We start from the raw sequence: 13707 nt of genomic DNA, 5'->3' as shown, positions 1-13707 counted from the left end.
TTCCAAACTTTTATTTGAAGCTTATCTTTTAAAAAAGTTTTTTGGAACGTCCGCCACTGTTCTCGGCACAGAGGCCGAAACCATTTCGCAAACGATTGAGAAAAAATTACTGGAGAACGATCTGCTCCGGTCGCAAATTATTTCAGTTGGAATTCCTATTTTACTTTCGAACGGATCAAAACTTTTGAAAGGTTCCAAAATCACAGTGCCCACCGATATCCCCGGCAAACACGATGCCCAGTTTGAAATCACCGAGGCCAATATCAACCGGTGGGCGTTTGACGGATGGGTTGATCTGCGTCATGAAAATATGCTCGCATGGCAAACCCATCTTCAAAAAATGGAAAAATCTTCGAATGGAGATAGTCCTCTTGAAATTTCTAAAATGGTCAACTCGCGGCTTTCTCCTGAATCTTTCTGAATTTTTTAGAAACAGCGGCAAGCTTTGATTCCCATGAAGCATCCGGCACTTTACCTTGCGTCTCTTTCAAATAAACAACAATCATATTGGCCAATGTCCACGGATCAAAAATGGCAAATTTTAAAACAGCGGCGAAAATCGCGGCGCCGGCAATGCCTGCAAAAGTGGCTTCGGGCAAATTTAAAATATGGGCCAAGCCCAAAAATGGAATCAATAACGCCGCGGTTAATACAATATAGAGCAGTATTGCAATAAATCCCAAAATCATGGCGGTTCCCAAAATTTGCCGCCAAATTTGAGCATACAACACAAGCCCTACTTTTGCCGATTCCCAAATCGATTCTTTCTCTGTCACAAAATTGCGCGCCAAAATTGCTTCATCCACATAGGTGAGACTAAATTTCAAAACAAGATTGGCAAACTGAACAAGACTGCTCAAACCCGGAATGCCAGAAAAAGCATCTCCCATGCGCGACATGATCCCATTAATTGCTGAAATAACGCCTGCAACCAGCCGATCAACCAGAAACAAAACAGAAACCTCTTTGAATGTTTTTTGAACCTTCTCTTTTCCCCACACCAGTTGACTCACACCTTCCGGAAGAGATCCTTTTGTTACGAGCTCCGCCATCACCGCCACGTGCCCTGCTTTCAAAACGTAAAGAAAATATTCCCGCACCAATTTGACAATGGGAAATGAGATAAGAAGAGCCAAAATCCAAACGCCGGCTTGAGCATATTGATGGAGAGGCGCTACCAACGCACCCACAAAATAAACGGCAACCCAATAAAGAGAAAAACAAATACCAAAAATGGAGTAAACCAAAAGCCGCAGAAAAATATACGGCATTGTTTTAAAAGTAATGGAAGTTGCCTCTCCAATATGAAGTGCCATGGCCCTATGTCTAACAGTTTTTTCAAAAGGTTGCCACCCCTTCTTAAAAAAGGTACCCTTACGAGGTGGAAACCAAAGAAATAGAGGATTTATTTGAACGGCTGGCGAAGCAATATGGGGTTTCGCCCGAGGAATCGAAACCGATTTTCACACTCCTTGTCAAAACAACCTTAAAATATCGCGATATGTTGATGGCCAGAGGGGAAAAACCGCTCACGGTGGAAGAAACCCGCGCCGCTTTGGATGAATTGCTTCATGTCATGAATAAAAAAAGTTTCTCACCGAATATCTCTCCACGCATTCACGAATTAGTCCAACTCTGGCACGACGAAGTAAAAATTTTCGTTTATAATTGACTCAAAGCTTTTTCTAAATCGTCAATTAAATCTTCGCTGTCTTCTATGCCCACGGAAAACCTGACTAAGCCATCTGTTAATCCGCTTTTGGCGCGTTCTTCAGCGGGAATGGATGCGTGGGTCATGGTTGCGGGGTGGCAAACCAGAGATTCCACTCCGCCTAAACTTTCCGCCAAAGTAAAAAGTTCAAAACGGCTGATTAGTTTTTTTGTTTCGGCATTCGATAATTTAAATTCAGCAGAGACCATCCCGCCAAAACCGGGATAATAAACTTTTTTGCAAAGGGGGTGTTTTTTTAAAAAAGCGGCAACGGCTTTTGCGTTTTTCTGATGTTGTTCCATCCGAATTCCCAGCGTCTTCACTCCGCGTTGCGTAAGCCAACAATCAAATGGCGAAGGATTCACACCCAACGCCATCCTTCTGAAATGAAGCATCTCCTGCAAATCCTCCCGATTGGTTGCAACAACACCCCCAATCACATCGGAATGCCCGCCGATATATTTTGTGGTGCTGTGCAAAACAAGATCGGCTCCCAGATTCAGCGGTTTTTGAAAATAGGGGGAGGCAAAAGTATTATCCACCACCGTCAAAATCTTTTTTGCTTTTGCCATTTTTGAAATAGCGGCGATGTCGCTTAAACGGAGCAATGGATTGGTCGGCGACTCCATCCAAATTAGTTTTGTTTTTTGTGAAACAGCTTTTTGAAATGCGTTCGCATTGGTACTATCTACAAAAGTAAAACTCAGACCAAATCTTTCCCCCCATTTTTTGAAGAGGCGATAACTTCCACCATATAAATCATTGCCCGCAACAACATGATCTCCCGCTTCCAACAAATTTAAAACCGCCAACGCCGCGCCAAGTCCCGAAGAAAAAACGGTTGCATATTTTGCCTCTTCCAAAGCGGCCAACACTGCTTCCAAATTTCTAAAATTGGGATTATCCGCACGGGTATAATCAAATCCTTTGTGTTCCCCCGGCGCTGATTGTTGGTACGTTGTTGTTTGATAAATCGGTGAGATGACAGCACCCGTTTCTTTGTCCGGTTTCTGCCCCACATGAACTGCTTTCGTATTGAATTTTGCCATCATATCCTCCAATTCACACCAAATCCGGCAAAAATTTTATCGCCGGACAGACGCGAATTCCCAAATCGTTGACATAGTCTTTATTTCCCACCGCCGATATCTGCCAACAGGAACATTTAGGAAATCGTTCCTTAAAATATATCAAGCCGCGGTGCAAAGAGACATCATCATATTTACATTCGATTGCCAGAACCGGTTTTTTATTTTCAACGATAACAAAATCAACTTCCCTGCCGTCAATGTCACGAAAATATCGAAGTTCAATATCGTCACCGCGCGTGTCTTCACGAAAATGAACCCATTTTATCAGGTGACAGGCGACGAGGTTTTCGAATTTGACGCCATTATCCCTAATCAGGGTCCAATCGAAGTGATAATGTTTTTGTTCCTTTTTCACGGCCCGAATTTTTGCGGCACCAAATGGAGAAAGTCTAAAAATCGCGTAAAGGCGCTCAAGGATTTCCAACCAATTGGCAACAGTCTTGAAACTCACGTGCAAATCTTCGCGAAGTGCGTTGATCGAAAGCGGCGAGCCAACGAGTTCGGGCAGGTGAATGAGTAATAATTCCAGATTGCCGACATCGTGTATGCGTTCCAAACTTGCCAGATCATCTTGTATAAGGCGGCTTCGATATTCACGCGACCATCGTTTTGCATCAACCTCGGTTCCGACAAAAAATGGCTCGGGAAATCCGCCGAGGGTCATGAGATTTACAAAATCATTTTGTGATTTGACGGATAACTCTGCAGTCGAAAGAGGGTGAAGTCTGAGATAATGATACCGGCCTTGAAGAGAGTCGCCTCCTCTGCGGTAATAATCCAGTTTTGCGCTTCCTGTAACAAGCATTTCACGTTGTCCTTTGTTCTTATCATAGAGCCCCTTGAGATAATTTCTCCATGAACGATATTTGTGAATTTCATCAAATATCCAGATAGGGCTATTTGGCAATTCCCGTTTAAGAATTAACTCGCGATGTTCATCAATGTCCCAGTTGAGATAACCTGTCTTATTTCGAGTAAACCGCAAGGCGAGCGTGGTCTTGCCCACCTGTCTCGGACCGCCCATAAAAACCATCTTGCGGGCCAAGTCGGTTTTGATCTGGCCAAAAAGATATCTCTTCAAATTTTTCACACCCCCTCATAACAACATTTTTGCCTTGGGTCAAATTTAATCGCGAGTATTTTTGACTGTGGTAATAAGTGTCGGACACTTGACAAAACATTTCTATTCCCTCATTAACTCCCTCCCATGTCTTTTACTGAATATATCATTCTGTGTTTCCCTGCGGTTTTTGTTATTTTGAACCCTTTTTCCGCCGCATCGTCTTTTCTTTCATTAACCTCCGGTCAGTCAGAAGAGCAACAAGTCAGTGTTGCCCAAAGGGCCTGTATCACTTCCTTTGTTGTTTTAATGCTTTTTGCTTTTGCAGGGCATTTCATTTTTCAGGTCTTCCAAATCACTATTTCAGCTTTTCGCATCGCGGGCGGTATCATTCTGTTCGGGATTGGTCTTGAAATGTTGAAACTAAGACCCAACCGGATCAAACAAACAGAAGAAGAAATGAAAGAGGGCATGGGAAAAGAGGATGTGGCGATTGTTCCTTTAGGAATTCCTTTGTTGAGCGGACCCGGCGCCATCACAACGATTATGGTTTTGACCGCCGAAATTAGTTGGAAAAATAAATGGTCCGGTCTTCTTCAAATGGGGGGGTTGATCGTCAGTTGCGCTCTCAGCCTTGTCATCATCTATTTTATTCTCGTTAACTCCAAGCGTCTTTTGGATCTTTTTAAAATCACGGGCGTTGGTTTGATCACCCGCATTATGGGATTGATTCTGTCCGTGATTGCCACCCAGTTTGTAATCAGTGGTGTAAAGGATTTGCTTCCGGAGTTTGCGAAGTTGGTTCAGCACTAAGATTTGTCAGAACCAACACATGGTCTTTGTGAACTTCCACAAAACCGCCAACAATTTCAGCTCCCGCTTGCAATTGACCTTTCACCCGATAATGGATCTTCCCTTTTTTCAAAGTGGCCAGCATGGCCGCGTGATGCGGCAATATGGTCATCTGCCCCAGAGTTCCGGGTAATGTGACTGAATCAACATCGGCATCCATCAAAACTTCATTTTGTGTTAAAACTTTGAGTTTCATTATTTTCCCTTTGTCATCCTAATTGTTCTCCCCCTTCATCCTAATTGTTCTCCCCTTGTCATCCTGAACGAAGTGAAGGATCTAATTTGGAGATCCTTCGGCCTTGCGGCCTCAGGATGACAGCGGCTATGCTCGCAATGACAGCCGCTACGCGGCTGTCAATTTTTCCGCTTTTGCTACGGCTTCTTCGATGGTTCCCACCAAATAGAAAGCCTGTTCGGGAAGATCATCATATTTTCCGGCACATAATTCTTTGAAACTGCGAATCGTGTCGGCGAGTTTTACATATTTTCCTTCAAGCCCCGTAAATTGCGCGGCCACAAAGAAGGGTTGTGACAAGAAGCGCTGAATTTTTCTTGCACGCGCCACGGTCAATTTATCTTCTTCAGAGAGTTCATCCATTCCCAAGATGGCGATGATATCCTGCAAATCTTTATAGCGTTGCAAAATTCTCTGCACTTCGCGGGCCACCTGATAATGTTCTTCGCCGATGACTTCCGGTGTCAAAATGCGGGAAGTGGAATCGAGTGGATCAACGGCGGGATAAATTCCCAATTCTGCAATCTGACGCGACAACACGGTGGTGGCGTCCAAGTGGGCAAAGGTTGTTGCGGGAGCGGGGTCGGTCAAGTCGTCGGCGGGAACATAAATCGCCTGCACAGAAGTGATCGAACCATTTTTTGTTGTGGTAATGCGTTCCTGCAATTCACCCATTTCGGTTGCCAACGTTGGTTGATAACCGACGGCGGAGGGCATGCGTCCCAAAAGAGCTGACACTTCGGAACCGGCCTGCGTAAATCTGAAAATATTATCGATGAATAAAAGCACGTCCTGTTTTTCTTCGTCGCGGAAATATTCTGCGACGGTCAAAGCGGACAACGCCACGCGGGCACGCGCACCCGGAGGTTCATTCATCTGTCCATAAACAAGAGCGGTTCTCTCCAACACACCGGACTCTTTCATTTCAAACCAGAGATCGTTTCCTTCGCGGGTTCTTTCTCCCACGCCCGCAAAGACAGAGAATCCGCCGTGTTGTTGGGCAACGTTGTTGATGAGCTCCATCACGATAACGGTTTTGCCAACACCGGCGCCGCCGAAGAGACCAATTTTTCCACCACGAGGATAGGGAGCCAAAAGATCGATCACTTTAATGCCGGTCTCAAACATTTCAACTTCGGTTGATTGTTCTTCAAACGAAGGGGCGGTGCGATGAATGGGATACAATTTTTTTGCGTTAACGGGACCGCCTTCATCCACCGGTTGACCGATCACATTCAAAATGCGGCCGAGGGCTTCTTTGCCGACCGGCATCTGGATTGGTTTTCCGGTGTTCAAAACTTCCATCCCACGGACCAAACCATCCGAGGCATCCATGGCAATACAACGAACCGTATTTTCACCGATGTGTTGCGCCACTTCCAAAGTCAAATTCCATTGGTCTTTGTTGATGGAAGGGTTTGTCACCTTCAATGCCGAATAAATTTCGGGGAGGTCTTTGTTAAACCGAACGTCCACTGCGGGTCCGATAACCTGTATCACCTCTCCCAAAGCATAACTTCCATGTCCATTTGTCGTCATAAAACTTTCTCCTTTATCTCAACGCTTCTGCGCCGTTCACAATGTCCATCAAATCTTTGGTGATGGAGGCTTGGCGGGCGCGATTGTATTGTAATGTTAAATAACCGATCATATCGGATGCGTTGTTGGTTGCATTTTCCATGGCTGTCATTCTTGCCGCCAACTCTGACGCAATCGATTCCAAAAAAGCCTGATGAATTTGTGAAACAACTGTCTCTCTCAAAGCCGCATCCAATACCTCTTTGGCGCTCGGCTCAAAAATACAATCGACCGCCTCCCCTTTCCCTTTTTTTGCTGAGGAATGGGTTAAAGGAAGGATCTGCTGAAAAGTCATTTCTTGAACCAACGCGGATTTAAAAAGATTGTAGACCAACCAAACTTCATCGGTCTTACCTGACTCAAAACGTTGAATCGCAACCTTGGCCAGTTCTTCGGAAATACTGCGGTCGAGCGTGTCATAAATATGTGTAATCGACTCGGACATGGACCAATTTTTTGATTTAAAATAATCCCGCCCCTTTTTGCCGATTAAGCGACAAGCCGTTTCAATTCCAATTCCTTTGCATTCCGTTAACTGGTCACCCAAACGACGAAGCAAATTGCTGTTGAAACCACCGCACAAACCTCTGTCAGAAGTCATCACCAGATATTCTCTGCGCGCGATTTTTGTTCTTGGGACAGTGAGCGGATTTCGCGCATCGATTGTCTGGCTGGCAATCAGCCGATGGCTTAATTCCGTGATGGCTTCGGTATATTTTCTGGAGATAAGCGCAGACTGTTGCGCACGACGCAACTTTGCCGCCGCCACCATTTTCATCGCCTTGGTGATTTTCTGCGTATTCTTTACCGACCCAATTCGTTTTTTAATACTCTTCAATGAAGGCATATTTACCTATTTTGTCATCCCTGCGAAGTTTGTCCCTGCAGGCAGTAGGCAGGGAGCAGGGATCCAGTAATTTAAAGCATGTCTGGATTCCGGCCTTCGCCGGAATGACATTCGTCAACAATTTTTTAAGCGCTAAACAGTTTTCTGAATTCTTCGATGACGCCATTCAATTTTTTCTTGATGTCTTCGCTTAATTCTCTTTTTTCTTTAATCTCCTGAAAAATTTCCGGGTGTTTGTTTTTCACAAAACTATCCAGATCGTTCAGAAATTTCCGGACCTTGTTCACGGGCAAATTGTCGATAATTCCGCTCGTTCCGACATAAATTTCCAGAACTTGTTTTTCAACACTGTCTGGTTGATAGAGTCCCTGTTTGAGCAACTCCACCAAACGTTCTCCGCGATCCAGTTGTTTTTTTGTGGCGGCATCCAAGTCGGCACCAAACTGCGCAAAGGCGGCCATTTCACGATATTGCGCCAATTCAAGACGAAGTTTTCCTGCAACTTGTTTCATGGCTTTGACTTGAGCGGCTCCACCCACGCGAGAAACTGAAAGACCAACGTTGATGGCGGGACGAATACCGGAATAGAAAAGATCCGACTCCAGATAAATCTGTCCATCGGTAATGGAAATCACGTTGGTTGGAATGTAGGCCGACACGTCACCGGCTTGCGTTTCAATGATTGGCAACGCCGTCAAAGAACCGGCGCCATTTTTGTCACTCATTTTTGCCGCTCTCTCCAAAAGACGGGAGTGGGCGTAGAAAACATCTCCGGGAAAAGCCTCGCGCCCGGGAGGACGGCGAAGCAAAAGGGAAAGCTGGCGATAGGCCACGGCATGTTTTGAAAGATCATCATAAACCACCAAAGCATGGCGGGCGGAATCTCTGAAATATTCCCCAATTGCAACGCCGGCGTACGGAGCCAAAAACTGGAGTGGGGCCGGATCTGATGCGTTGGCCGCAACAACTGTTGTATATTCCATCGCGCCAAATTGTTTTAGTTTGTCCACGACACGAGCCACAGTTGAAACCTATTGTCCGATGGCAACATAGATACAAAAAACATCCTGACCCTTTTGATTGATGATGGTGTCGATGGCGATGGAAGTTTTTCCGGTTTGGCGATCACCTATAATTAATTCGCGCTGACCACGACCGATCGGTGTCATTGCATCAATGGCTTTGATGCCGGTTTGCAAAGGTTGATGAACCGATTTTCTGGCGACAATTCCGGGCGCCTTGACTTCAATTTTGCGATTTTCTTTGGCGACAATGGGACCCAGACCATCAACCGGTTCTCCCAATGCGTTGACGACGCGTCCCAAAAGACCCTCTCCCACCGGAACTTCGGCAATGCGGCCCGTTCTCTTGACGACGTCTCCTTCGCGGAGCTCCACATCTTCACCCATGATGGCCACACCTACGTTGTCTTCTTCCAAGTTGAGAGCAATTCCTTTGATGCCGTGTGGAAATTCCAAAAGTTCTCCGGCCATCACCTTCTCAAGACCGTAAACGCGGGCAATCCCGTCACCCACTGTCAGAATCTGACCGACTTCTTCAGACTCAACGGTTTTTCCATAATCTTTGATTTGCTGTTTGATAATCTGACTAATCTCTTCTGCACGAATATCCATCTATCCTCCTTGAAGGACCATAGACCATGGACCACGGACTATGGATCAACTGCTGTTTTAGTTTTTAGTCCACGGTCTATGGTCCATTGTCCGTAGTCCTGCATTATAACCAATTTTCCTGAATCCTTTTTAATTCACCCCGAACACTGGCGTCAAAAATTTTATCTCCCAACGCAATTTGAAAACCGCCGATTAATTTTGGTTCTTCTGTAATATCGAATTCGATTTTCTTTCCCGTTATTTTTTCCAAAGTTTTTTGCAAATCGGCATTGTAAAATTGAAAGCTTTCCTTGTTTGCAATTTTCACTTTTGCAATCATTACATTTTCGCTCCTGCGCACGAGATTTTCAAACGCTTCCGCAACAAACGGAAAAATAAGAATGCGGTTGCGCTCCAAAAGAATTTTAAAAAAATTCCGGATATATGGAGACAAATAAAGTTTGGAACTTAATTCGTCCAAAATTTGTTCTCTTTTTTCCGTCGCCAATTCCTTATAAGAAAGAATTTTGAGAAGTCTGGGCTCAGCGGCAACAGCTCCCGCCATGCGACCGATTTCATCACGAAAACGGTCCAACGATTTTTCCTCCACCCCCAAACTAAAGAGGGCCTTGGCGTAGCGCTCAGCTAAGATGCGATCCTTCATGTTCTTTGGCTCCTAATTCTTTCTTTTCCAGATTTTGTATCGCTCCTCCAACCAAACGTTCGTGGTCTTTGGGTCCGATCAATTTTTCGAGCAAATCTTTCGCGTGTTCAACCGCTGTCAGCAATGTTTTCTTCTTCAAAAGAAGCCGAGTTTTATTGAGTTCTTGTTCTCCAACTTTTGCGGCATCTTTTTTAATTTTTTCGACATACTCTTTGGCTTTTTGAAGAATTGACTGTTTTTCCAACTCTCCCTCTTTCCTTAAATCTTCTGTCAATTTTTGAATTTCATTGCCAGCCTCTGCCAATTTTTTGCGATAGGACTGAAAATGACTTTCGATTTTGAGACGTTCTCTTGTGATTTCTTCTATTTCCTTTTTAAGAATTTCGCGGCGGTTTCCCAAAAAAACGCGAAGAGGATCTCTCAACAAATAAACAAGAGCTCCGGAAAAAAGAATGAAATTGATCCACTTATATAAAAGAGAGAGTTCCATTTTAATTTATTGGACGACCAAGAACTTTTTCAGCAAGATTTTTCCCCAAGGTTTTTGATTGTTCTTCCAAATCTTTGAGAGCATGATCACTTGAGATTGCAATTTCTTTTTTAATTTGTTCGATTTGGGTGAGGCTTGCCTGTTTTGCTTCATGAATCACTTTTTGTCCCTGTTCCTCCCCTTCCCGTTTCAGCGACTCCTTCAACTTAAAAGCTTCCTTTTTGGCCGCTTCCATTTTGGCTTCATATTCTTTCATGAGTTGTTCTGTTTTCTCAGCAACAGTATGAATTTTTTTGCGATCGCCTTCTGTTTTTGATTTTCTTAACTGAATAATTTTGAGAACCGGTTTAAAAACAAGGTAGTTAAGACTGACCGCAACAACCAGAAAAATGCCCAGTTGTATAAAGAAAGTCATATCCGGCATCAATTGGATTTCAGACGATAAAAGCATATCTCCCTTAAAGGGCACCTCTAAAAATCCCGATTGTCATCCTGAACCCTTCGCCATCATTGTCATTCCTCGCTACGCTTCGAATCCACTCGTGCTCAGGGTAAACTCCGTGAAGGATATACTTGATAACAAAGTGGATTCGAAGCGTAGCGAGGAATGACAAATTGTATTTTCATAAGTTTTTAGAGGTGCCCTAAAGCAGGCGGGTATCTAGACGATTCTACCGAAGATGACAACTGTTATTTAAGAGGCCGCGGAAGCCACTTGTTGCGGTTGAGGTTGGGGCAATTCCTCAATCTTTGCAGGGTGTTGCATGTGGCAATGTCCCTGAAAAAGAGCGCCGTCTTCAATCACGAGACTTCGGGTACTGATGTCGGCTGTGACGACAGAGGGCACATGAATTTCAATGCGGCTTTTGGCTTCGACTTTTCCGTCAACACAACCATAGCAAACCAAAGTATCAACGGTAATTTTTCCGGAGAGTTTTGCTTCTTGACCAACAACGAGAGTTCCTTCGGCTTGAATTTCGCCGGTGAACTCGCCGTTAATTTGAACGGTTCCATCAAAAACGATCTTTCCTTCGAAGCTACAACCTTTATCCAGAAGACCGCTGATTTGATCTTTCGACTTCAGCCAACCGTTCCCTTTGCTCATGTATCCTCCCCTTTAAGCTATGATTTTTCTATATATGCGGTCCAAGTCCTGCCAAGAATAATAATCTATTGAGACTGTACCGTGTCCTTCCACCGCACTCATTTGTAGTCTGACTTTCGTGCCGAGTGCTTTTTCAATTTCATTTAATAGCAACTTTATCTGAGGTGACAAGTTCTTTTTATTGTTTTTGCGAATAATTTTTCGAACACCACCTCTCTCTTGAATCATTCGCTCCACATCACGCACGCTCAAAGACTCTGCTAAAACTTTTTCGCGAAAATGAAGTTGGTCTTGCAATGAAGGAAGAGCAAGGATCGCACGCGCATGACCTGCATTCATGCGACCGGCCGCAACATCTTCTTGCACCAATTTCGGCAATTTTAAAAGACGAAGTGAATTGGCCACATGTTCTCTTGATTTTCCGACTCGCTCGGCGATGTCGGCGTGACTGATTTGAAATTGATCGACCAGTGATTGATAACCTTTCGCTTCTTCAATCGCATTTAAATCTTCGCGTTGAATATTTTCGATCAGCGCAAGTTCCAACATTTTATCACTCGAGACTGAACGAATGGTGACAGGAACTTCCGTGAGACCCGCCATCCGAGCGGCGCGAAATCTTCGTTCACCGGCGACAAGCTCGTAACGCCCGTCCGCGGAAGGGGTCACTATGATCGGCTGTAAAACTCCGTCTCGTTTGATGGAGAGCGCCAATTCCTGAATTGCCTCGTCATTAAATTCAAGGCGCGGTTGTTGGCGGTTTGCAAAAATTTGGTCGATGGGGAGAACGGTCTTGGGTCCTATTTTCTCTTCGGAAATAGGATCGGCAACGGGACTAATCAATGAGGCGAGACCCCTCCCCAACGCTCTTCTCGGTTCCTTTGTTTCCATAAGTTTCCTCCATTTTTTCAGTTTCATTAATAATTTCAACATCTTGAGCTAAGACCTCTTGGGCTAATTCAAAATAGGCTACAGCCCCTTTCGATTTAACGTCATATAAAATAATTGGCTTGCCATGGCTTGGGGCTTCACTCAAGCGAACATTTCGGGGAATAGCCACATTAAAGACAATTTGATTAAAATGCTGTCTTAGTTCTTGAGTCACCTGATGCGCCAAACTATTTCTAGGGTCAAACATCGTTAAAACAATCCCTTTTATCTCTAAGGTTGGGTTTAAACGTTGACGCACAAGGCCAATGGTTCTTTTTAAATCGGCTAATCCTTCCATGGCGTAATACTCACATTGTACCGGAATTAGCACAAAACTGGCCGCCGTTAGCGCATTTAGGGTCAAAAGGCCAAGAGAAGGGGGGCAATCTATAATGATATAAGTGTATTGGTCGGCCAAAGAGAGTAGGGCGGATTTGAGGCGTGTTTCACGTGAAACAAGATTGACTAACTCCAATTCGGCACCGGCAAGAGCGGACTGAGAGGGGAGGAGGTCCAAAAAATTCAGTTCTGTTTTTATAATAGACGACTGAATGGGTTCTTCGCCGATAACTACTTGGTAACTCCCCTTCTTCACTTCCATTTTGTTAAAACCAACTCCGGTGGTGGCGTTAGCTTGAGGATCCAGATCAACGAGAAGGGTCTTTTTTTCAGCGGCGGCCAGACAAGCGGCTAAATTAACAGCGGTGGTTGTTTTTCCAACCCCACCTTTTTGATTACAAATTGCGATGATTTTAGTCATTGTATGAAAAATCCACATCCATTCATACCAGAAGATTCTATTTCCCCGCGACTTACGTCGCTTGCATCTGCCCAGCGAGCAGAGCGAGCGTGAAGGGGAGGCTCCAATGGTTTTGTCATTGGAGGGGGCGACGTGAGCCCCTACAAACAGATGAACTATTCATAAACTAAAACCAAAATGAAATCAAAAGATTTTAACTGTTTCACGTGGAACAGATGTAAAAACCTTGGAATGGTATTTGAGAAAAGACGCGATATTTTTTGGGTCACCCAAAAAATTCGCTCGGGTCTCAGCAATTTTGTTTTTGATCCCGTTTAAGGTAAAAATTGCTTCCGACACGCTTTTTTCAAATACCATTCCAAGATTTTTAGAAGGGTTTCAAATAAACTCCGTATTAAACAAATTAAAGGCACCACTGAAAACCAATAAAAATCACAATTTGTCATTCTGCGCGAGGCGAAGAATCCACTTTGTTATCGAGAAGAGCCTTCAAGGAATTTACACTAAGCCAAATGGAGATCCTTCGCTTTGCTCAGGATGACAATGGTGGTGAAGGGTTCAAGATGACAAGCGGAGTTTTTATAGATGCCCTTAAAAAGTTTGTCATCCCTGCGAAGCTTGTCCCTGCAAGCAGTAGGCAGGGAGCAGGAATCCGTTATGTAAAGCGTCAAGATTTATTTTTTAGCTCATTTTAATGTCATGCCCGAGTGTTTTAGTCGGGCATCCAGTCTCGTTGCGTTGGTTCTTTGAAACAATATGGTTTTTACAATA

The 13707-nt window shown here is 44.3% G+C and carries 15 protein-coding genes and 1 pseudogene; 3 read left to right on the top strand and 13 right to left on the bottom strand.

What is annotated here, in order from left to right; translation table 11 throughout:
- Nucleotides 1–421 (top strand): hypothetical protein (locus tag HY877_02285; GenBank protein MBI5299112.1); only part of this gene is annotated, 421 nt, incomplete at its 5' end.
- Here the strand turns inward: HY877_02285 and HY877_02280 are convergent.
- A complete protein-coding gene (locus HY877_02280; GenBank protein MBI5299111.1) occupies nucleotides 390–1316 on the bottom strand; it encodes a hypothetical protein in 927 nt (308 codons plus the stop codon). The genes HY877_02285 and HY877_02280 overlap by 32 nt on opposite strands.
- 65 nt (nucleotides 1317–1381) lie before the next feature.
- Here HY877_02280 and HY877_02275 point away from each other — a divergent pair, with 65 nt between their 5' ends.
- The gene (locus HY877_02275; protein MBI5299110.1) at nucleotides 1382–1672 is read left to right on the top strand and encodes a hypothetical protein; all 291 of its coding nucleotides are present in this window, start codon (nucleotides 1382–1384) and stop codon (nucleotides 1670–1672) included.
- Here the strand turns inward: HY877_02275 and HY877_02270 are convergent.
- Both HY877_02270 and HY877_02265 read right to left on the bottom strand, forming a co-directional pair.
- Nucleotides 1663–2763, bottom strand: a complete 1101-nt coding sequence (locus HY877_02270; protein MBI5299109.1) for a PLP-dependent transferase — start codon at nucleotides 2761–2763, stop codon at nucleotides 1663–1665. The genes HY877_02275 and HY877_02270 overlap by 10 nt on opposite strands.
- Nucleotides 2764–2773: 10 nt before the next feature.
- Nucleotides 2774–3835 carry an ATP-binding protein gene (locus HY877_02265; GenBank protein ID MBI5299108.1) on the bottom strand — a complete coding sequence of 354 codons (1062 nt, stop codon included), beginning with the start codon at nucleotides 3833–3835 and terminating at the stop codon, nucleotides 2774–2776.
- Nucleotides 3836–4009: 174 nt separating this feature from the next.
- Between HY877_02265 and HY877_02260 the strand changes: the two genes are divergently transcribed.
- Nucleotides 4010–4675, top strand: a complete 666-nt coding sequence (locus HY877_02260; GenBank protein ID MBI5299107.1) for an NAAT family transporter — start codon at nucleotides 4010–4012, stop codon at nucleotides 4673–4675.
- On the opposite strand, the gene HY877_02255 is transcribed toward HY877_02260, so the two are convergent.
- From HY877_02255 to HY877_02210, 10 genes and pseudogenes are all read right to left on the bottom strand, one after another.
- The gene (locus tag HY877_02255) at nucleotides 4623–4910 is read right to left on the bottom strand and encodes a F0F1 ATP synthase subunit epsilon (GenBank protein MBI5299106.1); all 288 of its coding nucleotides are present in this window, start codon (nucleotides 4908–4910) and stop codon (nucleotides 4623–4625) included. The genes HY877_02260 and HY877_02255 overlap by 53 nt on opposite strands.
- Nucleotides 4911–5057: 147 nt before the next feature.
- Complete coding sequence (atpD, locus tag HY877_02250) at nucleotides 5058–6488, bottom strand: F0F1 ATP synthase subunit beta (protein ID MBI5299105.1); 1431 nt, start codon at nucleotides 6486–6488, stop codon at nucleotides 5058–5060.
- 13 nt (nucleotides 6489–6501) lie between these two features.
- Nucleotides 6502–7374, bottom strand: coding sequence for an ATP synthase F1 subunit gamma (gene atpG, locus HY877_02245; GenBank protein ID MBI5299104.1), 873 nt, complete (start codon nucleotides 7372–7374; stop codon nucleotides 6502–6504).
- Between the two features lie 125 nt (nucleotides 7375–7499).
- Nucleotides 7500–9008 (bottom strand): annotated as a pseudogene (locus tag HY877_02240) (F0F1 ATP synthase subunit alpha).
- 103 nt (nucleotides 9009–9111) lie between these two features.
- On the bottom strand, nucleotides 9112–9651 hold the full coding sequence (gene atpH / locus HY877_02235) for an ATP synthase F1 subunit delta (protein MBI5299103.1): 540 nt from the start codon (nucleotides 9649–9651) through the stop codon (nucleotides 9112–9114).
- A complete protein-coding gene (locus HY877_02230) occupies nucleotides 9629–10141 on the bottom strand; it encodes an ATP synthase F0 subunit B (protein MBI5299102.1) in 513 nt (170 codons plus the stop codon). Before HY877_02230 ends, atpH begins: the two co-directional genes overlap by 23 nt.
- Before the next feature lies 1 nt (nucleotide 10142).
- Nucleotides 10143–10592 carry an ATP synthase F0 subunit B gene (locus HY877_02225; protein ID MBI5299101.1) on the bottom strand — a complete coding sequence of 150 codons (450 nt, stop codon included), beginning with the start codon at nucleotides 10590–10592 and terminating at the stop codon, nucleotides 10143–10145.
- Between the two features lie 243 nt (nucleotides 10593–10835).
- The gene (locus tag HY877_02220) at nucleotides 10836–11246 is read right to left on the bottom strand and encodes a polymer-forming cytoskeletal protein (GenBank protein ID MBI5299100.1); all 411 of its coding nucleotides are present in this window, start codon (nucleotides 11244–11246) and stop codon (nucleotides 10836–10838) included.
- Between the two features lie 12 nt (nucleotides 11247–11258).
- Nucleotides 11259–12137: a ParB/RepB/Spo0J family partition protein gene (locus tag HY877_02215; GenBank protein ID MBI5299099.1), complete on the bottom strand. Its 879-nt coding sequence runs from the start codon at nucleotides 12135–12137 to the stop codon at nucleotides 11259–11261.
- Nucleotides 12082–12936, bottom strand: coding sequence for a ParA family protein (locus HY877_02210; GenBank protein ID MBI5299098.1), 855 nt, complete (start codon nucleotides 12934–12936; stop codon nucleotides 12082–12084). Before HY877_02210 ends, HY877_02215 begins: the two co-directional genes overlap by 56 nt.
- Nucleotides 12937–13707: the final 771 nt, after the last annotated feature.

The organism is Deltaproteobacteria bacterium, assembly GCA_016213065.1.
GTDB lineage: Bacteria > UBA10199 > UBA10199 > SPLOWO2-01-44-7 > SPLOWO2-01-44-7 > JACRBV01.
The sequence above is the reverse complement of the archived record's forward strand: the minus strand, read 5'-3'. Positions and strand labels throughout refer to the sequence as shown.